This window comes from Microcoleus asticus IPMA8 (genome assembly GCF_013179805.1).
Classification (GTDB): Bacteria; Cyanobacteriota; Cyanobacteriia; order Cyanobacteriales; family Microcoleaceae; genus Microcoleus; species Microcoleus asticus.
Window position 1 is genome coordinate 1 of record NZ_SRRZ01000008.1, and the last position, 24110, is coordinate 24110.

At 45.6% G+C, this 24110-nt stretch carries 22 protein-coding genes; 16 read left to right on the top strand and 6 right to left on the bottom strand.

Annotated features, from left to right (window positions below; all coding sequences use genetic code 11):
* Positions 1-696 precede the first annotated feature (696 nt).
* Entirely contained in the window at positions 697-2799 is a 2103-nt protein-coding gene (locus E5S67_RS03295) for a M3 family metallopeptidase (RefSeq protein ID WP_172185454.1), read from the bottom strand.
* Positions 2800-2957: 158 nt separating this feature from the next.
* Positions 2958-3830 (bottom strand): hypothetical protein, encoded by an 873-nt coding sequence (locus tag E5S67_RS03300; protein ID WP_172185456.1) that lies wholly within the window; start codon positions 3828-3830, stop codon positions 2958-2960.
* A gap of 93 nt (positions 3831-3923) precedes the next feature.
* Between E5S67_RS03300 and E5S67_RS03305 the strand changes: the two genes are divergently transcribed.
* From E5S67_RS03305 to E5S67_RS03355, 13 genes are all read left to right on the top strand, one after another.
* Entirely contained in the window at positions 3924-4097 is a 174-nt protein-coding gene (locus tag E5S67_RS03305) for a hypothetical protein (RefSeq protein WP_216670169.1), read from the top strand.
* A 144-nt stretch (positions 4098-4241) separates the two neighbouring features.
* A complete protein-coding gene (locus E5S67_RS33940; RefSeq protein ID WP_281363516.1) occupies positions 4242-4376 on the top strand; it encodes a hypothetical protein in 135 nt (44 codons plus the stop codon).
* Between the two features lie 755 nt (positions 4377-5131).
* Positions 5132-5449 carry a hypothetical protein gene (locus tag E5S67_RS03310; protein WP_172185460.1) on the top strand — a complete coding sequence of 106 codons (318 nt, stop codon included), beginning with the start codon at positions 5132-5134 and terminating at the stop codon, positions 5447-5449.
* A gap of 133 nt (positions 5450-5582) precedes the next feature.
* Positions 5583-7502, top strand: a complete 1920-nt coding sequence (locus tag E5S67_RS03315; protein ID WP_172185462.1) for a globin domain-containing protein — start codon at positions 5583-5585, stop codon at positions 7500-7502.
* 444 nt (positions 7503-7946) lie between these two features.
* A complete protein-coding gene (locus tag E5S67_RS03320; protein WP_172185464.1) occupies positions 7947-9026 on the top strand; it encodes a ligand-gated ion channel in 1080 nt (359 codons plus the stop codon).
* Between the two features lies 1 nt (position 9027).
* A complete protein-coding gene (locus E5S67_RS03325) occupies positions 9028-10116 on the top strand; it encodes an urea transporter (protein WP_246276610.1) in 1089 nt (362 codons plus the stop codon).
* 75 nt (positions 10117-10191) lie between these two features.
* Positions 10192-11187, top strand: coding sequence for a nucleoside hydrolase (locus E5S67_RS03330; protein ID WP_172185466.1), 996 nt, complete (start codon positions 10192-10194; stop codon positions 11185-11187).
* A gap of 52 nt (positions 11188-11239) precedes the next feature.
* The gene (locus E5S67_RS03335; protein WP_172185468.1) at positions 11240-11665 is read left to right on the top strand and encodes a hypothetical protein; all 426 of its coding nucleotides are present in this window, start codon (positions 11240-11242) and stop codon (positions 11663-11665) included.
* Positions 11666-12049: 384 nt separating this feature from the next.
* On the top strand, positions 12050-12823 hold the full coding sequence (locus E5S67_RS03340) for a carbonic anhydrase (RefSeq protein ID WP_216670170.1): 774 nt from the start codon (positions 12050-12052) through the stop codon (positions 12821-12823).
* A gap of 95 nt (positions 12824-12918) precedes the next feature.
* On the top strand, positions 12919-13863 hold the full coding sequence (locus tag E5S67_RS03345) for a mechanosensitive ion channel family protein (RefSeq protein ID WP_216670171.1): 945 nt from the start codon (positions 12919-12921) through the stop codon (positions 13861-13863).
* Between the two features lie 4 nt (positions 13864-13867).
* Complete coding sequence (locus tag E5S67_RS32215; RefSeq protein WP_216670172.1) at positions 13868-14110, top strand: hypothetical protein; 243 nt, start codon at positions 13868-13870, stop codon at positions 14108-14110.
* Between the two features lie 204 nt (positions 14111-14314).
* Positions 14315-16462, top strand: a complete 2148-nt coding sequence (locus tag E5S67_RS03350; RefSeq protein ID WP_172185470.1) for an adenylate/guanylate cyclase domain-containing protein — start codon at positions 14315-14317, stop codon at positions 16460-16462.
* Positions 16455-17933: a mechanosensitive ion channel family protein gene (locus E5S67_RS03355; protein WP_172185472.1), complete on the top strand. Its 1479-nt coding sequence runs from the start codon at positions 16455-16457 to the stop codon at positions 17931-17933. Before E5S67_RS03350 ends, E5S67_RS03355 begins: the two co-directional genes overlap by 8 nt.
* A gap of 72 nt (positions 17934-18005) precedes the next feature.
* On the opposite strand, the gene rimI is transcribed toward E5S67_RS03355, so the two are convergent.
* Complete coding sequence (rimI, locus tag E5S67_RS32220) at positions 18006-18683, bottom strand: ribosomal protein S18-alanine N-acetyltransferase (RefSeq protein WP_339382932.1); 678 nt, start codon at positions 18681-18683, stop codon at positions 18006-18008.
* A gap of 185 nt (positions 18684-18868) precedes the next feature.
* Between rimI and lysA the strand changes: the two genes are divergently transcribed.
* The 3 genes from lysA (at position 18869) to uppS (ending at position 22171) form a co-directional block, all read left to right on the top strand.
* Positions 18869-20302, top strand: coding sequence for a diaminopimelate decarboxylase (lysA, locus tag E5S67_RS03365; RefSeq protein ID WP_172185476.1), 1434 nt, complete (start codon positions 18869-18871; stop codon positions 20300-20302).
* 208 nt (positions 20303-20510) lie between these two features.
* Complete coding sequence (gene cdaA, locus E5S67_RS03370) at positions 20511-21404, top strand: diadenylate cyclase CdaA (RefSeq protein ID WP_172185478.1); 894 nt, start codon at positions 20511-20513, stop codon at positions 21402-21404.
* A 20-nt stretch (positions 21405-21424) separates the two neighbouring features.
* Positions 21425-22171: an undecaprenyl pyrophosphate synthase gene (uppS, locus tag E5S67_RS03375; RefSeq protein ID WP_172185480.1), complete on the top strand. Its 747-nt coding sequence runs from the start codon at positions 21425-21427 to the stop codon at positions 22169-22171.
* A 314-nt stretch (positions 22172-22485) separates the two neighbouring features.
* Here the strand turns inward: uppS and E5S67_RS03380 are convergent, their stop codons facing one another.
* The 3 genes from E5S67_RS03380 to E5S67_RS03390 all read right to left on the bottom strand — a co-directional run bounded on the left by E5S67_RS03380 (position 22486) and on the right by E5S67_RS03390 (position 24100).
* A complete protein-coding gene (locus E5S67_RS03380; RefSeq protein ID WP_172185482.1) occupies positions 22486-22758 on the bottom strand; it encodes a DUF3143 domain-containing protein in 273 nt (90 codons plus the stop codon).
* Between the two features lie 104 nt (positions 22759-22862).
* Complete coding sequence (locus E5S67_RS03385; RefSeq protein WP_172185484.1) at positions 22863-23342, bottom strand: DnaJ domain-containing protein; 480 nt, start codon at positions 23340-23342, stop codon at positions 22863-22865.
* A gap of 176 nt (positions 23343-23518) precedes the next feature.
* Positions 23519-24100, bottom strand: a complete 582-nt coding sequence (locus tag E5S67_RS03390; RefSeq protein ID WP_172185486.1) for an NIF family HAD-type phosphatase — start codon at positions 24098-24100, stop codon at positions 23519-23521.
* Positions 24101-24110 lie beyond the last annotated feature (10 nt).

Here is a 24110-nt window from a genome sequence, read left to right on the forward strand (position 1 = left end):
CTCCAGGCAAGTCTAATATATAGTCCAAATAAAAGTCCATGAGAACAAATGTATTGTTTGTTACATTATACACCATAAAGTCAGGAGAGCCAGCATTAGCTGTATCGAGAAAACAACCCTTAAATATTGCGAAATATAAAGTTAATTTCAGGGAGAGGGAAAGTTAAGTATAATCAGCGCTTAATGACAGCAAATATTTGCAAATGCGGGTTTGATGAGCCTTCCACCTAAACTAAAATCTGCTGGCGATCGCACTTTATGCCCGATTTTTCACCACAAGATAGGGGATGATGTGCCAAACTACAGATGTTTATTGCATGATGTTCTACAATAAAATGGGTTTGTAGCGAAAATTTTAGTCCTATTAATACCAATAAAAAAAGTGTGGCTCCAATTATCAATTTGGCAATAATAAAACTTACGCAAAAATAACAATAAAACTTACGCAAAAATTTTTACGCATGAATTGTAGCGTTTTCCAGGTTTATGAAGTGTAGGACACGGCAATGCCGTGTCCCTACAGGGAACGAACGATATGTTGTGTGCTTCATAAACCCGGAATCTGCTGAATAGCGGTAAGACTTCATCCACACCGCACCCTACACATACAGGATATGCCTAAATCTTGTTTAACAAAAAACAGGGATTAATGCAGATAAATTCACCCGCATTAATCCCGAGTAATTCCACACTTAATTAAGCCGCAACTAAACCGCTGTGCCTCAACAAAGCTTTAGTGCTCGGTTCGCGTCCCCGGAAAGTTTTAAACACTTCCATCGGGTGCAAACTGCCGCCCAATCCTAACACTGTATCTCGGAAGCGCTTGCCTGTAGATGCGATCGCACTTTCATCTTCCAAACCCGCTTCCTCAAACGCCGCAAAAGCATCAGCGCTAAGGACTTCCGCCCATTTATAACTGTAATACCCCGCCGCATAGCCGCCCGCAAAAATGTGTCCGAAAGCGCACAAAAATGCGTCTTCTTCCAGAGGAGGCAAAACAGTCGTAGTTTTAGCGATGCGGTTGCGGACATCGGCCACAGTTTCGCTGCCGCCCGATCTGTAGCGGTGGTGCAATTCGATGTCAACGCTGCTAAAATGTACTTGCCTGAGCATGGCGGTGCCGCTCATGTAGTGGCGCGCTGCTAGCAGCTTTTGGTAGTAGTGTTCCGGCAAAGTTTCCCCGGTTTCGTAATGCTTTGCCATCCCGAACAAAGTCGCGCGGTCGTAACACCAATTTTCCATAAATTGACTGGGCAATTCCACCGCATCCCACTCAACATTATTGATGCCCGAAGCCCCCGGATAGTCTACCGTTGTCAGCATATGCTGCAAACCGTGACCGAATTCGTGAAACAAAGTTTCGACTTCCAAAAAAGTCATTAAACTCGGTTTCCCGTCAACAGGAGGACTTTGGTTGCACACCAAATAAGCCACCGGCAACCGCGTGGTTGTCTTGGACTCTTCCACAAATTTAGCGCGCACCACGCACTCATCCATCCAAGCACCGCCGCGCTTTTCCTCGGGGCGGCTGTAGGGGTCTAAATAGAAATTGGCGATCCTATTTCCTGCTTCGTCATCTATTTGGAAATAGCGCACATCTTTGTGCCACACAGGAGTTTGACCGTCCGCCGCAGTTACTGTCACGCCGAACAGCCGCTTTACTAATCCAAATAACCCCTCTAATACCTGCGGCAAAGCAAAGTAAGGGCGCAATTCTTCGGCACTAAAAGCAAACTTTTCTTCCCGCCGCCTTTCAGACCAAAAACCGATATCCCAGTGCTTTAAATCCTTAGCTTCCGGCGCGCCTTTTTCGGCAGCAAAATCTTTCAATTCTTCTAAATCTTTGACAGCAGCACTGTAACTAGCTAAGCGCAATTCTTCTAACAAAGCTTCCACTGCTGCAACGTCGGGAGCCATTTTGCTCGCCAAGCTCAATTCGGCATAACTGCTAAACCCGAGCAAAGCAGCTTTTTCCTGGCGCAAAGCCAAAATTCGATCGGTCAACGGCCAGTTATTCAATTCTCCACTACTTGCTCTGCTGATAAAAGCTTTGTACAACTTTTCGCGCAAGTCGCGGCGGGTGCTGTGCTGCATGAAAGGGCCGTAACTCGGAAAGTCTAAAGTAATCCGCCAAGGGCCGTTTTCGGCATCCGCATTTTCTTCGCCCGCGCTGCGAGCGGCTTGAGCTGCTAAACTCAACAAACTCGGCGGTAAACCGTCAATTTCGTCTTTGTTTGTGAGGGTGATGCTGAATGCTTTGGTAGCGTCGAGGACGTGATTGGAAAATTGGGTAGTAATTTCCGCCAATTCTAATTGAATGGCATTAAAACGCTCTTTTTGCTCACTTTCTAAACCGACACCGGAGAGTTGGGCGTCTCGGAGAGCGGCTTCGACAATTCGCTTTTGAGCTGACTTTAAGCTGTCCCAATTTTCGCTAGCCCGCAGCGCTTTAAAAGCTTCATAAAGCGGTTTGCTTTGACTGAGCTTGCTCCAAAATTTTACTACTTCTGGCTGCACTGTTTCGTGAGCCGAGCGCAGTTCCGGGCTATTTTTCACGCCCATCAAATGTCCGACAATGCTCCAGCTCCAATTTAAACGCTCTCCGAGCCGCTGCAAGGGTTCTACTAAACCGCTCCAAGTCGGCTCGACAGAGGATTCTAAGGCAGCTAGCGAGGCTTCTAGTTCGGTCAGCAGTTGGGTAACAGCGGGGACTACCTGCTCTGGTTCGATCGCGTCAAATGGAGGCAATCCTTGACCTATTAGTAACGGGTTATCAGCAAGAGTGACAGTTGCAGTCATAGAATTTTGTTGTAGCAGGTTGAAAACAGGTGAACTACGCAGATTAGCTTTTCATTTTGTAACACATTTGTCGAAAAAGTTGGGATCTATTCGCGGTAGAGTCGGAGAGTCGGAGAGTGAGAAAATCTTCCTAATGACTAATGACTAATGACTAATAACTACTGACTATTCTGCTGCAACTCCTTGACAACCGAGATTAAGCGCTTGAGGTGAGGTTTAACAACTTCTTGCTGCTCGTGTTCCAAACGGTGGATTTGAGCTTGGACGATTGACAAATCACCAGTCGATTGGTGCGCGGGAGCTTGCAGTTGGCTTTGCAAATTGGCCATGACTTTCTGGATTTCCAAAAATCGAGTATTTACTGCTTCCCAGTCGTCTCGCGTCAGAGAAGTTTCTGCCAAGCCTTGCGTGGCGCTTTGCAGTTGCTCTATAGCCTGTTCCACAGCTTGGAGATTCGCCGATTGGTCAACCGATAAATCTTGCAGTTGTGCGCTCACCTGCTGGCGGACATCGAGCACAGCAGACGCCACGATTTCTTGCAAAGAAGCTACCGACTCTCCTAAACTCAGCAACTGCCGCTGGATGTCGATCGACTCCTCAAAGCCTTCTGCCCTAGGCAGTGCAGCCATTTGCTGGCGCAGCGCTGCAATATCTGCTGACAACTGCTTGCGCAATTTAACAATTACCGTCACCGCCGTTTTTTCGACCTTATTTACAGACTGTTGCACTTGAGCCATTTCCGAATTTTGATGCACCCGCACTTGCTGCTCGAAGCGATATCTGTTAGCAACATTCAGGGACAAAGCCAAAGTTAAGGGAGCCACCCCGTAAAAAGCTTGGCCCGACACAGCCACCGCCAGGGAACCCACACCAGAGGCCGCCAGAGAGGCGTACTCTGCCAGCTCCAGCCAGTGCCTTTGAGGAAAACTTTGCCTCAACTGGTTTCCAACATAGGGATTTGGCTTCCGCACGGCTCTTTGAGTCATAGTATTTTCTCGTTGTTGGTAAGGTTGCGAGACTGGGTGGAGCATCGATTTCTATCCTTTTTTCAGTTATATGTTTTAGATTATTTCCTGAAACTCTTCTATTTTTACCTTTGTCAGTAAGCAAAGGATGACTGACATATGATTGTGTATTTGGGATCTGACGGCGATCGCGCCCAATTCCGGCTGTTAAAAGGTTCGCCCCAACGCGCCCTCTATTTTACAGGAGTTAGGGTCATCGGGTTCGGGCGATCGACAATAGCTGCCCAGGCTAACCGAACAATGCCTAAGACTATTTTAGATTTTAGATTTTAGATTTTAGATTAAAAGTTCAAAAAATGCGACCTACTGAGGGCGATCGGGGTTTGGAGCTTGTCTGGAGTTGCATTTTTGTGCGCGCATTGGTATAATTTAGTGTTTCTCAAATGCCCGGATAAAATTTACTGCAAAAATTGACCGATGAACTCAGAAAAATCAGGAATTGCCGATCGGCTAAAGTCTATTTTCAGTATCGCCATCTTTATCATTCTCGTACTCGCAGTAGGCTTTTTAAGCGTTAATTTTATTTCAGCTCTCTATGCCAAATTTTCTTAAAATTAGTCCTGGACGCATCGGGTTCAGAAACCATTTTTTTTTACGATAATAGTTCGTCGCAGCCCGCAGACTCGGTAAAAAAACCCGGTTTCTCGGAGTCGGAGTGCGTAATAGCAAGTCGGACAAGGAAATGCCGTTGCCATACTTCAAAATAGGCGATCGCCAGAGACGTAACTATCACCCAATTATCTTGTAGGGAAAGGCACTGCCGTGTCCTGATCGTGGGTAATTTATCATAATTTCAACTATAAAGATTGTGGTCTGGGTCTAGCCAGACAATATAAAAAACATTTTCACTAAAAAAGCCATGCACCCTGCCGCATTCATTAGCAGATATTGAAAACTGGTACGGAACATTTACTAGCTCGTCTTCATTGGAAATCCCAAAGCCATTAGGTTCAGTAGTATTTTTCCAAACTATACCATAACATCGCAAACTTTTACTCTGATTATTGATAACTTCTGGAGCGTTCAATTGTGATTACAAATCGCGCAGCCTTCTCAATAGAGATGCTAGATACTTAGCATCTCTACCGCCAAGGGAAATTCGAGGTCTAGAAGACAAAAATTTAATTTTGAGGTAATATAAATTGTTAGGACTTACGCACAGACTATACTTGTAGTGGGCGTCTGAAGCACCAGACTACTATAGATAGTATAATAATTAACTTATATAGCGTAAGTCCTGTTGCTTTCATTAATCGAAAAAAATTACTTACGAGAGTACCTTAAAACTAGGAAGAGGAAAATATCCAATGAAGTTAGACAAGTTTGTAATAGCACAAAATATGGCATTTCTAATAGCCATTCCACCAGAAAGTAATTTGGCAAAATTGCTTTCCTTTTGCTTGGCAACAAAGCCTAGAAAAAAGACGACCGGAACAGACATCTTAAAAATAACCTGTGACCTAATGGAAAACCCATCTAATTTGCCCTATTGGACTCAAGATGTGATGGGACTAGATTTAGATTACACCAGTGAAGAGTGGAAAGCTTTAGGAGAAATGGGCATCAACGATGCAGAGGAGTTTATGACTACCCTGTGGCAAGAGTTGGAAAATTTGAGTTTGTAATATATCGCCCTGGCGTCAGCTAAGAAACTCTCAGGTTCCAAACACTCTATCAAAAGCATTCATCACAGCCGGATAGTTAAAAACCCCTGTCTTTAGACAAGGGATCGTCAACTTTCAAGAGAGAAACAAAAATATGTCTTTAAATGTTGAACTTTTAGAGCAAAGTTTCGAGAAAATCAAACCTCGTGCTGATGAATTTGCCGCTAGCTTCTACGAAAAATTGTTTACAGATCACCCCGAGTTGAAACCGCTGTTTGCCAAAACTGATATGGAAAAGCAACAGAAAAAGCTCATAAGTGCTCTGGTTTTAGTAGTAGAAAATCTCCGTTCTCCAGAGGCTTTAGGGCCAGTTCTCAACGCACTAGGAGGCAGACACATCGGTTATGGAGTAATTCCCAAATATTACGGTCCAGTTGGAGAAGCACTACTGAGTGCTTTTGAGCAGTCTCTCCAGCAAGATTGGACAACAGAAGTAAAGCTGGCGTGGACAGATGCCTACAAAGCAATTACTGCTTTGATGTTAAAAGGCGCAGGTGTAGAAACTACACGTGAAGAAGTCCAATTAAAAGCACAGATAATTCCCGAGGAACAGGTGACTGTAGCAGCTAATCACCCACTAGAATCAGTTCCCGAAAATGAGTCAGAATTAGCCGTAGATATACTGGAAAGCAGTTTCGAGAAAATTAAACCTCGTGCTGATGAATTTGCCGCTAGCTTCTACGAAAACCTCTTCATCGCTCACCCAGAATTTAAACCGCTTTTTGCCAATGTCGCTATTGAAAAACAACAGAAAAAGCTCATAAATGCTTTGGTATTAGTAGTAGAAAATCTCCGCTCTCCCGAGGCTTTAGGGCCAGTTCTCAACGCACTAGGAGGCAGACACATCGGCTATGGGGTAATTCCCAAATATTACGGTCCAGTTGGAGACGCACTGCTGATGGCTTTTGAGCAGTCTCTCCAGCAAGATTGGACTCCCGAAGTAAAGCTGGCGTGGACAGATGCCTACAGAGCAATTACAGGTTTGATGTTAAAAGGCGCAGTTGTAGTTTCTACACCAAAGGTTGTCCCACATGAAAAAGATGTCACCCACAATCAGCCAAAAGAATCAAAGACACAATTACTCAACGAATCTAAGCCAATCGAACCACCAACCGAGGAACAGAAAAAGCCTTTAGTACCAATTCAGTTGGATAGTGAAATTATCCAAAAAATACTCTCGAAAATAACTGATAGTTATCAGCAATTTCAGGGTCAATCATTCGTTAAGCGATCGGGTGAAGTTCTCAAAGAAATTTTAGGAAAATTCATTGATAATTTTTGGGCACAACCCGCCTGGTTAGTGGCTAGCGTTTCAGCGGTTCTGTTCCTCATAATTTATGTGGTGGCGGAGGAGAATTCTCTGCTGGCAGAGATTTTGGAGAGTGCTGATGCTCTCAGTCTTGTCGTTGCTTTAGTTTTATTCATTAAGGAAGCTCCCGATCGCCGGAAGCAATTTCACTACCAAGCTTGGAGTACGATCGATGCCGCAAACGGCGTAAAAGTTAGCTATGCAAGAATTCTGGCACTTCAAGATTTGAATGAAGATGGTGTTTCTCTCAGAGGTTTGGATTCTCCTGATGCAGAGTTAATAGCTATTAATCTCTCTCATGCCAATCTGAGTGCAGTCAATTTGAGTAATACCGATCTCAGTAATGCAAATTTGAGCCATGCCAACCTCGATAATGCTAATCTCAGTCAAGCTAAACTTGCGGGTGCTAATCTCAGCCATGCCAAGCTAGGTTTTGCTCGCTTGAGTCAGGTTAATCTCAGTAATGCCAACCTCAGTGACGCTAATTTAATTTGTGCGGACTTGAGCAACGCAAATATGAGCGGCGTCAATTTGAAAAATGCTAGTTTGAGTGGTGCTAATTTGAATAGTGCCTACCTAAGTGGTGCCAATCTCAAAGGTGCTAAAGTTAGCATTTCTGACCTGAGTGGTGCTTTGCTTGAAGGCGCTATTATGCCAGATGGCTCGAAGTATAAGTCTCGGGAAGATCTGGTCAAAAATCAATAAATTGATGCCAGTTTTTTGAGGACATTGAGGTCTGCTTTTCTACTAAAAGGGTGACGATATCTTTAGTAGAAAAGCTTTGGCTTACTGAAAAGCGCTCCTCCCAATGGTGAGAGATTATTCTTTAATTATATAGACAAAAAAACAAGGCAAAGAATATCAAAAAACATTCTATGCAATTACTGAAGCAATTAAGTATCAAGACAAAACTCATAGTCATGTTCCTGGTAGTCAGCTTTTGTGCTATGCTTGCAACTGCCTTTATATGGTCTAGTGAATAAATTTATTCTGACCGAAAAAGTCTTCAACCAATTAACCAACCTTCGGGCTGACAAGACTTATCAAATCCAAGATTATTTTGAAACACTTAACAACCATAGCCAGACTGTCAGAGAAGACCTGACAGCGACCGCCCTCGTGAAAGTCAAAACGCGATTCCCTAGTTAAATGCACATCGCTAGAAGCTGTACTACTTGCAAGCTGCTGTTCTCTGTACTTTTCGTTGCCTTGCTAGCTCTCTTGGCTCAGTTGGGTAGTGGGGTCAGAGTTTCGGCTCAGTCTCAAACAACGTCTGATACATTCAAGCCACTGTCTGATATTCCTGCTCAAGCACAACAGGTTGAGACAGGAATCTTTGTAATGAACCTCTACGATCTTGATATCTCAAGCAATACTTGCTCCCTGGACTTCTATGTTTGGTTTAAGTGGAAGGGTAACCTAGACCCAACTACCAACCTGGAGTATTTCAACGGAGTTAGCGACTCAGACACGACTTCAGTCCCCTCATATAAACAGCCCGAAAAACTACCAGACGGTCGCTTCTTTCAAGCTGTGAGAGTTGAAAGTCGCTTTGTCCAACCGTTTGCTTTGGCAAAGTATCCGCTCGATCAGCAGAATCTAACGATTTCGCTAGAAGATTCAGTTTATACTGTTGACCAAATGGTTTACGTAGCAGACAACAAGCAGTCGGGTTACTCAAGTAAGATATCAATTCCGGGCTGGGAAATTCAAGCGGCTGATGTGTCGAGTCTAGTTCATGAGTACACGACTAATTTTGGCGATCCAAGATTGGGAGATATAACTCAGTATTCGATTCTACAATATTCACTGACTGTCTCTCGACCCGTTAGTTTCTTCGTTTGGAAACTGCTGTTACCTCTGGTGATTGTTGTCGCTGCCAGTTGGGGAGCATTGCTGCTCAAGCCACAATACGTTGATTCCCGCATTGCCCTATCCGTGACTGTACTGCTAACTACTGTATTCTTACAGCAGTCCTACTCTTCAACACTGCCGAATATTGGCTATCTGGTTTTGCTCGATAAGATCTATGCCCTGGCGTACCTACTGATTACTATTTCGATTTTGGAAGCGATCGTAACCGCTGACTGGATTAAGGATGAGAAACCAGAAAGCTATGCGCGGGTTGTTCGACTAGATCGCACGCTTTTAGCAATTCAAATAATAGTTTTTGTTGGAGGAGTTGCGTTGCTTATGTTGCTGTCGTTATCTGAGCAAGCCAAAGGTTAATTTGAGAGGCAGCATCTCGTATGAGAGCATCTGCGGTTTTCCCAAGTGGAGCATCGAGCCTAGCAGAACGAGGAAGGCGGGTGCAATTAACGGATTTCGCTTGGTACAATCGCTGCCGATCGGTATCGGGCAGGTCTTTTTCGTAGACAAGGTTGTTTCGGTTTTGCTAGTCGTCCTAGGCGTTGCCATTTGTACCCCGATTGGTGCACTGGTAGGATTGCTCGGTTGTGCCATGTACCTGCTAGCCGGTTTGCTACTGGGAGCCAAGCCGGATGAACTGTATACGGGTTTGTGGGGCTACAATGCAGCTCTCACCGCGACGGCAATTGGGGAAGTGTTTTACACGCCAAACCGTCTCAGCATTTCGATTGGTCTGATCTGTGCTTTCTTGGCATCGATCGCCAGCATTCTCTTAGCACCCCTGTTCTCGCTGCTGAAGCTACCCGTTCTGTCCGTGCCTTTTGCAATTGTAACGATTGGGTGTTTTCTGATCTTGCAGCGATCGCTGCCTTCCCTCGTACCCGTCGTGCTGCATACAGTGGCGAGTCCAGAGGAACATCGACAGCGGTTCCTCGCAGCCAAGGAAACTATTGCTAGCTTCCGGCAACAACTCAGAGCCGCACTTCAGGGCCAGCAACGCAACATCTTGTTTGAGCAGGCAACTCCTGCGATTAAAGGCGATTTACGCTACATCTTCGATGCAATCGATCGCGATCGTAGTGGGTTCCTCTCAACCCAGGAGCTTGCAACTCACCTGCATCAGGCAGGAAAAGTCCTCTCTGAGGGTGAACTTACCTATCTGTTCAACTGCATGGATAGAGATCGCAGTGGTGCGATCGACTTTGAGGAATTTGGCGAATTAATGTTGCGCCATCAACGGTTGATGTCGAGATATACAGAATTTGTCACCTATTTCCTACCGATTGATGTTGATGCAGATGATACCATCAGTATGCAGGAGATGAATACGGCACTAGCCAGTTTGAAAGAGCCACCTCTGTCTAAGGATGAAATCACATTTTTGCAAGAGCAAACAGGAGGACAGGCGTTGACTTGGAATCGGTTTATTGAGGTGCTGCTGCTGACTTGAAGCGCGATCGCTGCCTTGATACTAATCCCGATCGGACTTTTATACAATCATCCCTTACTTGAGGGACCTTATCCTATGACAACTCAACTCACTCATCCCAGAATCATTCTCGACACCGATCCGGGCGGAGACGATATTTATGCTTTCCTTTGGCTTCTGGGCTTAGTCAAACAAGGACTCGCTGAACTTGTGGCCGTTACTTCCGCAGATGGCAATGTCGCTGCTAAACGCACCTTTTCTTGTGCGTCGCAGATTTTAAATTTAGCAGGGTTCCCAGACATTAAAGTGGGTCGCGGTGTCCCCATCAAACAAGTTGTGGGAGATGCCGGACATATTCATGGATCTGATGGGATGGGCAATCTGTCTCATACTCTACCCCCAGCCACGCATAATTTTGAGGATGCTCGCTACTCCGACGAAATCATCATCGACGAGCTAAACGCAGCTCCCGGGGAGATTACCATTGTAGCGATCGGCCCACTGACAAACCTCGCTGCGGCGGAAATGAAAAGTCCCGGCATCCTGAAAAAAGCGAAGGAAATTGTCATCATGGGAGGTGCTTTTTTCTGTTCCGGTAATGTGACTCCCCATGCCGAATTCAATATTTGGTTTAATGTTGAAGCTGCTCAGACAGTATTTGACAGCCGAGATGATATTGTCGTGATGCCGCTAGACGTAACGCGACACTTAATTTTCACGCGAGATATGACTCAGGCAGTCACTCAGGCGAATCCAGAAAGTAAACTTTCCCAATTCTTGATAGCTCTTTGTGAGTTCATGATTGGCACAGCCTTGGGTTATCGACAAACAGCAGGAATTCCAGGTTTTCTTGTCCATGATGGAGCAACCTTGGGATACCTGTTTTATCCAGAAACTTTGATGTTGAAAAGGGCAAAAGTGCGAGTTGAAACAAAAGGAGAGTTGACACTGGGACAAACGTCGATCGATAGTCGTCCTGCACCGAAAACAGGAGCAAATGCCTGGGTAGCGTTGCAGGTTGATGAGATCAAATTTTTCACCAGTTTCGTTGAAGATTTGAAACAGCTATTCGCAGCCGCTGTTGTTTCGTGAAGGCAAGATACCCATACTGAATTAATTAAGTATCAAGACAAAACTCATAGTTATGTTGCTGGTAGTCAGCGTTTGCGCTATGGTCGCCAGCATCTATATATGCTCTAGCAGTGGGAAAGCTACTCTGACCGAAAAAGTATTCAACCAATTAACCAGCCTTCGGGCTGCCAAAATCGATCGAATCCAAGATTATTTTGAAAGCCTTTACCACCACAGCCAAACCTTAAGCGAAGACCTGACAGTCGTCAGTGCCATGCAGGAGTTCAAGACAGCCTACCGCCAACTTGAACAATCAACAGTAGCAACGGATTTTGACGCAAAAATTGATACCTACTACCAGACACAATTTCTAACCGAACTAACACGAACTAACGAGGGTTCACCCGTTCTGGCATCCTACACGCCAAAAACAGCCGCTGCCCGTAAATTTTATAAATATAATTGTGATATAGGTTTATTATTTAATAGTCAGCCTTAATACTAGATTGCCATTAAATATGAAAGTTTTAGCACCGAGCTAATCATTAGTTTTTCCAAGCTTTTCCGGCGACAGCAACCTCATCAGAATCGAACACTGAATGGAACCTACAAATATAGTTTCTATGATTTAAACAACAGTCCACTCGCTCAAAATACTCAACCGCTTCCGTATGGAACCTTTGAATTCAGCTACCAAGGAGTGAAGCTTAAGGCTGACTAAAGATAAGTGAGGTAAAAAACTTTTACAATAATAAAGCAAAAGGGCAGGGCTATACTAATGCCAAAATTTCTGAATAACTGTCGGGGCAGTCAAAACGGTTGTGTTGCACTCATCCACGCTCCTCAGCCAAAAAATGCTGTTTAGAACTTTAAGTTCACAATAATGGATAGACGAACCTTACTTAAACTCTTTGGATTTGGGGCGCTGGAAATTTCGTTCGGTGTCAGTTTCCCATCAAGGGTGTCTGCTGTTGGACAAGAAGCTGACTGGGGCTATATCGGAGAAAGCGGGGTAGAGAAGTGGGGGAACCTGTCTCCCGAATTTCAAGTGTGCAAAACGGGAATCCAGCAATCACCAATTGATTTGCACCGAGCGATCGCAGCTCAACTGTCACCAATTGAAATTGATTATCGGGAAAGTCCTCTACGCATCGTCAATAACGGTCATACCATCCAAGTGAACTACGAACCGGGAAGCTCAATTAAGCTGGACGGTCAGATTTTTAACCTCGTGCAATTTCACTTCCACGACCCCAGCGAACACACCATCGATAACAAACCATTTGACATGGAACTGCATTTAGTGCATCGCAGCGAGGCTGGTGCGCTAGCTGTGATTGGAGTATTGTTGAAGCAGGGACAACACAATGCAGCCCTGCAACCGATCGGGGACGCATTCCCAAATCGCAATGAACCAGAGCAAGTAGTGAAGACAGTGAAGGTAAATGCAGAGCAATTTTTACCAAAAGACCGAAAGGTTTACCGCTACTTTAGCTCTCTGACGACACCACCCTGCTCCCAAGGAGTGAACTGGATTGTGATGCAGCAGCCTATTGAAATCTCGCAAAATCAGATCCAGCGATTTCCCAAGTTAATATCCATTGACGCCAGACCCGTGCAACCGCTAAACAATAGCTTTGTGTTGCGTTCGAGTTGAAGACCCTAGAAACAATCCCCGATTTTTAACAAGCATGTCGGGGTAGTTTAAAGATAATAGACTGCCACGCTGTGTAAGTATCGAATTAGGAAACCATGAATACTTTGGCAATATCGTTGAGAGAAGCTCTGGCTGGTTCTGATTTTTGGCAACTCATTTTTAGTGGAGACATCTCTATCGTCAACATACCGATACCGCTGTTCAAAATCGTTCTTGTCGTCATTGTCCTCACACTTACCCTGGCGTTAAAACAAGTTTTCTCCGAAATTATCATTCGTAGAATCGAGAGTCTGACTAGCAGAACCCAGACCACCTTTGACGATGAGTTAGTCGAGATTATCAAACAACCTTTAAACTGGCTGATTGTCATCGGCGGACTCTGGATAGTCCAGCTAATTCTGGCAGAAAATTTCAGCCCAGTATTGAACGAAAAAGTAGAAGGGATTCTCAGATTTGGTGCGATCGCTACCTTCGCCTTTATTGTTTACCGTGCCGCTCCTGTGTTGGGAGAGGTGCTTAAACAATGGGCGCTCAAAAGTGAAACCGAGTTAGACGATTTGCTCGTGCCCTATCTGCCGAAATTGTTTCAGGTGCTGGCGATCTCGATTATCTTGCTCAAAGCAAGTGAGGTGTTTTTGGGTGCATCGGCAGGGGCACTCATCGGCCTGCTTGGTGGAGCGGGTGTTGCCATAGGTTTGTTACTCAAAGACCTGATCTATGACTTGTGTTGTACCATCATTATCTACGTAGATAATCTGTTTCGACCCGGTGACCAAGTGACGATGCCTGGAATAGAGGGTCTAATTAAGGTGGAACATATTGGGCTCAGAAGTACAACGCTTCGTATACTGAGCAGAAACACTATCCAAAAAGTGCCCAATTCTAAAATGATTAATGGAGTCGTTGAAAATTGGTTCCAATTGGTAGGGAATGATAATTCAATAGGTATTAACTTCACCCTAAAAATTGATGGTATTTCGGCAGAAAAAACCGAAAAAATTTGTATCGATCGGTCTTCGAGAAATTCCGAAGTCAATTGAGATATTGACTGAAAAGTTTTTTATTTACTTTAGCGAACTCAATCAAAATTCTCGTGTCATTAAAATTCGGGTTTTTGCTAAGACTAATGGTAATCCTCAATTGTACTTTGATACCATCGAAAAAATTAACCTAGCGATACTGACTCTACTGGAAAAAGAGCAGATTAATCTATTCACCTATTATCCGGTGCAATTTCAAACCAACCTTGGAGAAGCTCAAAATAACTTAGAACGGATTGAAAATTGACAAATCCGACAAATACATCACAGGCATTAGACATCTCCGCAAAAGAATAGAGAGACGCGAAATTTTGCGTTTCTCTATTAATTAGACAAGAGACTTTTCCAACAATTAGTCTAAAATATTTGTAGCAAATTGGTTAAAATGCAATTTATGGAGATGTCTAGTCTAAAATCCAAAAAGAAGGCAAATAATATTAGGAAACATCCTATGCAATTACTGAATCAATTAAGTATAAAGACAAAACTCATAGTCATGTTGCTGGTAGTCAGCCTTTGCGCTATGCTCGCCAGCACCTATATATGCTCTAGCAGTGGAAAAGCTACTCTGACCGAAAAAGTTTTCAACCAATTAACGAGCCTTCGGGCTGCCAAAACTTATCAAATCCAAGATTATTTTGAAAGCCTTTACCACCACAGCCAAACCTTAAGCGAAGACCTGACTGTCGTCGGTGCCATGCAGGAGTTCAAGACAGCCTACCGCCAACTTGAACAATCAACAGTACCAGCGGATTTTGACGCAAAAATTGATACCTACTACCAGACACAATTTATACCCAAACTAACGCGAACTAACGAGGGTTCGCCGGTTCTGGCATCCTACACGCCAAAAACCGCCGCTGCCCGTTACTTGCAGTACCACTACATCGCGGCTAACCCCAACCCCGCTGGCAAAAAACTTCTCCTTGACAATCCAGGCGACGCCAGCGCTTACAGCCGCGCTCACGCCCGCTACCACCCTATTTTTCGCAATATAGTGGAAAAATACGGTTACTACGATATGTTTTTGATCGATCCCGAAGGAACAGTTGTCTACACGGTTTTTAAAGAAGCCGATTTTACCACAAACTTAACCAACGGCCCCTACAACGAGAGTAACCTAGCATCCGCGATCGCCGCCGCACGACAAGCAAATGGAACGGGCTATGTAAAAATAGTAGATTTTAAGCCCTACACCCCCTCCTACGGTGCGCCTGCGGCTTTTATCGCTGCCCCAATCTTTAACGGCTCCCAATTCATTGGTGTTTTGGCGTTCCAGCTTCCCGTTGACAAAATTAACAATGTGATGACTGGCAACAAAAATTGGAAACAAAATGGTCTGGGCGATTCAGGAGAAACTTATCTGGTTGGGTCGGATTATTTAATGCGCTCTGCGTCTCGTTTCCAGATTGAAGACCCAGAAGGTCATGCAAAAACTCTACGCTCGATCGGCACTGATGAAAAGACTGTCAAGAAAATCAAAGAGTTCAATACTACAATCCTCCTACAGGAAGTGCAAACAAAAGCAGTGAAGGAAGCGTTGTTTGGTAAACAGGGTACGGAGGCGATCGACGATTATCGTAATATTCCAGTTTTGAGTTCTTATGCTCCACTAGAGATTGATGGATTGAGATGGGTTATCTTGGCGGAGATTGATGTTTCTGAAGCCTATGCCTCAATTCACTCGTTTGAAAAAAAAGTTGTGATTGGAGCTACTATAATCATCGCGCTAATCACGCTTGTTGCCATCTGGCTGACCTCAATTTTTGTCAAACCCATCAATACTTTAATCAAAAGCGCTCGTAAGGTGGGAGCTGGGGAATTTGACGCGGTTGTGAAATCGGGTTCGCAAGATGAATTTGGAGAGTTGGCTAAGTCATTTAACCAAACGATAGCCAGCCTTCGTGCCGAAACTCAACTAATCGAACGGGAAAATCGCGAAAATGAAGCATTAGTCTTAAATATATTTAGTCCCGCAATCGCCAAACGCCTCAAACAGGGCGAGCGAGAAATTGCCGAGCAGATTTCTAATGTCTCGGTCTTGTTTTCCGACCTCCACCAATTCACCAAGCTCGCTCAATCAATGTCCCCTCAAGAGGTTGTTGGCTTGCTTAATGAACTGGTAACAGCCTTCGATGAAATGACAGAAAAATACGGTTTGGAGAAGATTAAAACTATTGGTGACGGTTACATGGCTGTATGCGGGCTTGGTGTGCCGCGTCTGGATCATGACAAACGCACGGTAGATTTTGCTTTGGAAATGCTGTCGTTTGTCCGCCGATTTAATTATGAAAAAGACTTGCATCTAGACCTGCGGCTCGGCATCAATTCAGGAGATGCGGTTGCAGGCGTGATTGGCAAAAATAAATTGCTTTACGACGTTTGGGGCGATACTGTAAATATTGCCAATAGGTTGAAGTCAGCTTGTCCGCCCGGATCGATCTTAGTTTCTCAGGACATCTGCTCGCGCCTGCACGATATCTACGATTTTGAGCTAGTTGGTGAAATTCAAGAACCTGGAAAAGAAAAGTTAGTGGCTTGGCAAGTCAAAAGTTCTAAGCTGACCGTAAGTGTTCGAGAGGAAGATGTCTATGAGTAATTTAAGCTTTTCAAACGACTGGCAGACCTGGGCGATAATTGTCGGATTAGGGTTCCCACTCTTAGTAGTTTTACTAGGAGAAGTTATTTATCATCTACAAAGGCGCGGTAGACCGCTGGCGGCTACGCTGCGGGTTGTAAAAAACCTCGTCCTGCCCGTCTTAATGCTGATGCTTTTAATCAGAAATGTCGTGAGGTTTGACGTTAACGGGAATTTTGCAAAGGTCGTCGAAACCCTGTTTTGGATATCTGTTATCTACGCTTCTCTCTCGCTGTTTAATGTGATTTTGTTTGAAGAAGCTGAGGCAAATACATGGCGGGGACGGATGCCAAAACTGCTGGTCGATCTTTCTAGGTTGTTTTTGGTGCTTGTGGGAAGCGCGATCGTACTGGCGGCGGTGTGGGGTGCAGATTTGGCGGGTCTTGCTACGGGATTGGGTGTTAGCTCGATCGTGATCGGTTTGGCGCTTCAGGACACATTGGGCAGCATCATGTCGGGCATTGCGCTGCTTCTGGAACGCCCCTTCAGCGTGGGTGATTGGTTGCGCATTGGAGATATCGAAGGTCAGGTAATTGATATCAATTGGCGCTCGGTTCGCCTGCTAACTCTCCAGCGCGAGGTGATTATCGTTCCCCATCAATTCGTTGGGAAAGAAATAATTCATAATTACAGCCAACCAGAACGCATTTACAACCAACGCATCAATATTGGCTTTTCCTACGATAGCCCCCCTAACCTCGTGAAGCAGGTACTGCTAAGTACAGCTTTGGCGACACAAGGAATATTAGCCGAACCCGAACCAGAGAGCAAAACCACATCCTATGATGAGACTGCAATTATCTATGAGGTGGAGTTTTTTATCGAAAACTTTGAGGATATGGAGCAGATACTCGATCGATTTATGACGCGAGTCTGGTACGCAGCGCAGCGAAACAACCTGACGCTATATCGCTACCGATACGAGTATGCTGTGGAAGCTGCTGATAAGGCAGATAGCGCTTCAAGTAAGTTAGCCCAAAGCTTGCACTCAATTCCCGGATTTATGCCTTTAGCTAGAGAACCAAAAAATTTGGATGACTTAACTAAGGGAACTATTTTGCAGAAATTTGGTGCGGGAGAGAAAGTCATCCGGCAGGGCGAGCCTGGTAATGCTTTGTACATTATCATTGCGGGTCAGGCTAAGGTCACAGTCACGAACAAGTTGGGCATGGAGTTGGAGGTAATGAATATTTTGCGCGGTGAGTTTTTTGGCGAGATGGCACTGTTTAGTGGGGAACCGAGTCCGGTATCGATCGTCGCCGTTGACGATTTGCAAGTTCTTGTTATTTACTCAGATGCTGTAAATACGATGATTGAACGTCAACCAAGCTTGGGGCGCGAGATAGGTCAAATTATCGAAGCGCGGAGCAAAGCGGTAAGTATGGCCATGCAGGCAGATGTTTCTTCCCATGCTGAAGTTGATTCTCTATGATAATTTTGAACTAAATTGATATCGAGTAACCAATTATTGGTCAATGCAAGTTAAAGGCCCAATAAATTACATTCAAAACTCAAAACCATCGATCGCCAAATGCCATTTTTTCTGATGCAGCCGATCGCAAACTTGGACTTTCTCAACCGCCAAATAAAGCTTAAATTCGGGCTTTTCTATGCCGCTGCGCCACATGATCAGAGCATCTTCTCCCGTGTCTTTGTAGTATCGTTTCCGCCGTCCTGCCTCTTTAAAACCAAATTTATTGTACAGAGACACGGCGGCTAAATTAGAGTCCCGCACTTCTAACGTTGCCCGTTCTAATTGTCTAGAGTGAGCCTTTGTTAGTAAAGCCCAAAGCAGAGCTTGTCCTAAACCCTGACCTTGAAAGCGAGGATGAATTGCCAAAATTGTAATATGAGCTTCTTCTAAAATTGCCCACAGGCAACCCAAACCGATCAGGGTTGGGGTAAGTTTTGAGTTGGGAGTGGCCCGCGAGGATGTCTCAACACTGAGCGGTTTTGAGTTGAGAATGCTGTTGGGCTCGATCGACTGGAGTTCGCTGTCGAATCTTTCTGATGCGCAGTCCCCGGTTTCCGATGCCCACAAACCCAGTAAATCGGTGTTAGGACTGCCTAACTCGCGCCCATAGCCTTCTAAAGTCCAAAGTCCGCCAAAACAGAGCCGATCGAGTTCTACTGCACTGTTGAGGTGTTCGGCGGCGAGATGTTTAATTTGTAGAAAACGCACGGCTGTAAATTGTACACTGGAAAACACGGTAGCGATTAGCTGTTTGTTGCTAGTTGTGAGTCATGACTCACAAGTCTCCAGACATTAGTCTACTGCCAACGACTGCTGACTGCTGATTAATGACTGCCGACTGCTGACTGCTGATTAATGACTGCTGACTAATAACCTAGGATAGTTATTGCGCGATGGTATCAACTCAATCTTTCGGGGTGGAATCGGGACTTAAGTATCTGTCTGAGTCTCAACAAGCCCTGCAACATCGATCGCCAAATCAAGAACTGTTACCGCTGACAGCCAGTGTTAACAGCAGCGATCGGTTGGAAATCGGAGGCTGCGAGGTGACAGCCTTGGTGGAGCAATTTGGCTCGCCGTTGTACATTTTAGACGAAGAAACGCTGCGGGCGGCTTGCACCCAGTACCGGGACGCTTTCGGGCGTTACTATCCGGGCGAATCTCAAGTGATCTATGCTTCTAAAGCTTGGAGTTGTTTGGCAGTTTGCGCGATCGCAGCTTCGGAAGGTTTAGGCATAGATGTCGTATCCGCCGGAGAAATCCACACTGCACTGCAAGCAGGCGTCAGCCCCGACAAAATCTACTTCCACGGTAACAACAAGTCCCGCGAGGAACTCCAGCTAGCTGTCGAAAACGGCTGCATTACCGTAGCCGACAATTGGCGGGATTTAGAGACTCTAGCAGAGTTGGGACAATTGGGTGTCAGCAGCCTCACAGGTGGGCCGACACGAATTATGGTGCGGTTTACTCCTGGAATTGAGTGTCACACCCACGAGTACATTCAGACGGGTCAAATCGATAGTAAATTTGGCTTCGATCCCAACTCGCTCGATCGAGTATTTACTTTCATCAGCCAACAGCCGTCCTTATTTTGCGTAGGAGTGCACGCTCACATCGGCTCTCAGATTTTTGAACTGCAACCCCATGACGATTTAGCCGAAGTCATTGTGCAGGCCTTGACTAAAGCACAGAGTTATGGTTTGCCAGCGACAGAAATTAATATTGGCGGCGGGTTGGGCATTCGCTATACTGAAGCGGACGATCCTCCCAGCATTGAAGATTGGGCTCGTACAATTTGCTCCGCAGTGGTAGCAGCTTGCGAGCGGCAGCAATTGCCATTACCAAAATTGCTTTGCGAACCGGGTCGATCGCTCGTCGGTACAGCCTGTGTCACTGCTTATACCGTTGGCTCTCAAAAAGTCATTCCGGGAATGCGGACGTATTTAGCTGTAGATGGAGGGATGTCCGACAATCCGCGTCCTATTACCTATCAATCAGTTTATCGAGTCCTCGCAGCCGGTAAAATGTCTGCTCCCTTAACGGAAACAGTGACAATTGCTGGGAAACACTGCGAATCAGGCGATGTTCTGATTAAAGATGCCAAATTGCCAGAGTGTCGGGCCGGAGATGTCCTCGCGGTTACGGCTACAGGGGCATACAATTACAGCATGGCTTCTAACTACAACCGAGTACCTCGACCGGCAGCAGTTTTAGTGAGAAATGGAGAAGTTAACACGATTATACAGCGGGAAACTTACCAGGATTTGCTAAGGCTTGACCGCCTTCCTGAACGACTCGGAGCTCAAAAGTTAAAAGTTAAAAGTTAAAAGTTAAAAGAAAGACAATCTATCTTTACTTAGTGATGATTGCTTTTTCACTTTTAAATTTTGCCTTGTTCAGTCACGCGATTGGATTGACACTCCCCGGTCTAAAAACACGGGGATTTTCAGCATATTCCTTATAACAACTGTTCATGGTTCACGGGTTCGAGTGCATCACGGTTCGCGGTTCACAGGCGGTAGCGTTCGATGAACCATGAACAATCAACAATCTGGCTTTGACTTTGCCCTGGTTCAGTCCTTATTGATTCAAGGGATCGATATTGGACTGGTTTTTGCCCTTGCGTATTTGGTGCTCGTCATTGTGGGCGAGCGCAGAACGCTGTGGATGGTACGGGGATTTATCATTTTGATGCTGGCGGCGGCGGTGAGCAACTGGGCTGGATTGAGGCTGTTGCACGTTGCCCTCAACAGCTTGGTGACTGGTTCGGCTGTGGCAATGGCGGTAATATTGCAGTCGGAGTTTCGCCGATTTCTGGAACAATTGGGTCGGGGGGAATTTCGGCAATTGTTTGGACGAGATCGCCGACCAAATCCCGAACCGGACAGCGTAATAGATGAAATTGTGGACGCTGTAAAAGAACTTTCGCAAAACCGCACGGGCGCTTTACTAATTATAGAAACAGATTCTCCGATCGACGATCGAGATTTTTCGGTGCCGGGATTAAAGCTAAATGCAGAAGTTTCTAAAGAATTGTTGCAGACAATCTTTCAGCCGCAAACTTTGCTGCATGACGGAGCTGTTTTGATTCGAGGTTCGCGGATCGTGTCGGCGGGGGTAATTTTGCCTTTGTCCGATCGCAGCGCGTCGCGGCAGTTGGGAACTCGCCACCGGGCGGCGATGGGGATTACGGAACGGGTGCAAGCTTGCGTGTGCGTGGTGGTGTCCGAAGAAACGGGTTCTATTTCTTTAGCCCAGATGGGAATGTTAAATCGACCTTTGACTAGCAGCAAACTTAAGGAATTGCTGGAAGCAAAGCTGTTTCCGTCGGAGGGAGAAAGAGCTGTGGCTCCAATTCCGATCGGCAATCTCGGACGCCAGATAGGATTGAAGGGAGTGACGCTATTAAAACGGATACTGCGCCGTTAGTCGGGTAATCGGGAGAAACCATGAGTCAAGGAATTTGCTTGGAAAAGTTGCCGGAGGATCTGCAACAAGAACTACTGCCTAAGCACATAGCAGTGATTATGGACGGGAACGGGCGCTGGGCTAAGAATAAGGGGTTGCCGCGGATTGCGGGACACCGCCGAGGAGCTAGCACTCTGAAGGAACTGCTGCGCTGCTGCAAAGATTGGGGGATTCCTGCTTTAACGGCCTATGCTTTTTCGACGGAGAATTGGGGGCGGCCGGCTGGGGAGGTGGATTTTTTAATGAGTTTGTTTGAGGGTAAGCTGCGCCAAGAATTGCGGGAGATGGTGGACGAGGACGTGCAAATTCAATTTATGGGGAATTTGCAGGCTTTGCCGAAGTCTTTGCAGGCGGAAATCGAGCGTTCTGTGACGGCAACTCAGCACAATCAGGGAATTCTGTTTACGGTGGCGACGAATTACGGGGGGCGTCAGGAGATTGTACAAGCTTGTCGGGCGATCGCCACTCAGGTGAAAGAGGGGAAGCTGCAGCCGGAGGAGATTGATGAGGTTTTATTTAAACGCTATTTGTATACTGCTGATGTTTGTGACCCGGATTTACTGATCCGGACGAGCGGGGAAATGCGGTTGAGCAATTTTCTCCTATGGCAAATGGCTTATTCAGAAATTTACATTACTGAGACGCTGTGGCCGGATTTCGATCGATCGGAGTTTCACCGCGCTTTGTCTACTTATCAGCAACGCAACCGCCGATTTGGCAAAGTCTAACGATTTTGGATTTTAGATTTTAGATTTTTTGGTTAATTTTTCAGTTTTCAAGTAGGTGTGGATTCTGAGGGAGCATCTCCATGAAAGTAAAAAACGTTTTTACGACCGGCGAGCGTCCCGCACAGCAAAATACAGCAAGGGTCCCACTCGCAATCCCATGTAAATGCTTGCACGGTTGATGGTTCTTACCTGGATTCCCCATCTAAAATCTAATACCAATTCCACTCATCTCCCGCTCAACATAACGATTTTAGATTTGAGATTGGAGGACAAATCTAAAATCTAAAATCTAAAATCTAAAATCTAAAATCTAATTAGGGGCCGGAGAAAACGGCAGATTCAATGTCCTGACGCGAGAGGGAGTATTTGAAGGCTCGCTGAATATCTTGGCCGTCGGCTCCAGCATTGATGTAACGGATGGTGAGTTGGTCGATATCGAGGGAAAGTTCTGCTTTCCAGGTAGGTCGATCGATCTGCCAGGAGTGGAGTTCTTGCCGGTCTTGCTGGCAGCCGCGGCTTTTTAGCCACTGCTCGATTTCCGGGAGCGGATGGTTGTACAAAGGAGTGTCAGCGGAAGGAAGAGTCATGGGATTTTAGATTTTAGATTTTAGATTTTAGATTGAGGATTGGGGATTGAGGATTTTAGGCTTGGGATTGGGGATTGAGGATTGGGGATTTGGGATTTGAGGCTTTAATTGCCGCGAATTAAGCCGATCGCGATCGCCAGTACCAAACATCCGATTAAGCTAGCTCCCATGATAAACAGAGCGAACATTTCTCCGGGGGAAAGAGGTCGATCCGTGGGATCTAGGTAAGCGGAGTTGTAAGTTTTTTTGCCCGAGCCCGAAACCGGAGTATTGAAGCCTGGGGGCGGCGCAATCACGTTCAGGCGAGAATAGCCTATTTTGAGGTCGTAGGCGAGGCGACGTTCTGGGTTGCTGAGGGTGGCGTAGGCGTTGTTGAGCTGCTGAAATTTGGCGGTGGCGACTGCGGGCGACAGGTCGGTGGTATCGGGATGGTAGAGTTTGCTCAGTTCCCGGTACGAGCGCCGAATTTCGATCGCAGAGGCTGAAGGATGCAGCCCTAACAAGCTGTAATGAGTGGAACCCAAGGGGGTTTTTTCGGGTATTTTTTGACTTTTGTTTTTTGCAGTTGCCTCGTTTCCTGCCACCGAAGCCCCTCTCTGCCTATTGTTTATAATTTTCTATCTATTTTAGCCCAGAGTTGAGGGTAGCGCCACAGTCTGCGATGTCGAGGGGTTGAGGGTGGGCGATCGGCGACGGCAAGTAACATCAAACTCAGCACCAAGATATTCATGCCGTCCGCTTCATCGATTTGTTATGCGACTTACTGCGTGTTTGAGATATGTGACTCACCGATCGATTGGGTAAGCCGATTTCGCCAGAACCTTTTCTCGACACTGCGAATATTTTCTTCATCTCTGAGTTTATCCAAGTAAAGCAGCAAATACTTCAATTCATTATCCGTCTCATCCCCCTCAAAGGGGTTTACTCGCACCAGATTGCCATAGCTGCGCTCCCACTTTTGAGGCGTATCATCTACTGCAATAATTGACTCTAGACGATAACCTTTGCGCTTGACCTTTTTGATATTTTTCCGATTGTAATATTCAAACCATTCAATATCGTAAGCAACTGTGCAGCGATCGCTTGCCCACACAAACGATAAACTTTTAGGATTTTTAAAGATGGCTGACACAATTGCGATCGCATAAGACGGCGTTGAAGATGTCCAAACTGCAACCTCAAACCAGTCTAAGCAATTTTTCAAAAAGACATCAAGAAACGGTCGTTTGTAAATGTGATAGGGATCTACTAAAAAGTCAGCTTGCCGATGGAGAGATGCTTCGGTAGCATAAATTAAAGTTTCATCAAGATCGAGGATCAATAGTTTTTTGGGAGCATCCATAATCAAAAAT